The organism is Actinoplanes sp. NPDC051513, assembly GCF_044454685.1.
In the GTDB taxonomy this organism is placed as follows: Bacteria; Actinomycetota; Actinomycetes; order Mycobacteriales; family Micromonosporaceae; genus Actinoplanes.
This window is the reverse complement of record NZ_JBITDW010000001.1, coordinates 862,890-863,127: the sequence shown is the minus strand read 5'-3', so window position 1 is coordinate 863,127 and position 238 is coordinate 862,890.

Here is a 238-nt window from a genome sequence, read left to right as displayed (position 1 = left end):
ACTGCCTCGCGCGCACTGCCTCGCGCGCACTGCCTCGCGCGCACTGCCTCGCGCGCACTGCCTCGCGCGCACTGCCTCGCGCGCACTGCCTCGCGCCCGCGTTGCGCCGCGCCCCCGCGTTGCGCCGCGCCCCCGCGCCCGCGTTGCGCCGCGCCCCCGCGCCCGCGTTGCGCCGCGCCCCCGCGCCCGCGTTGCGCCGCGCCCCCGCGCCCGCGTTGCGCCGCGCCCCCGCGGTGCG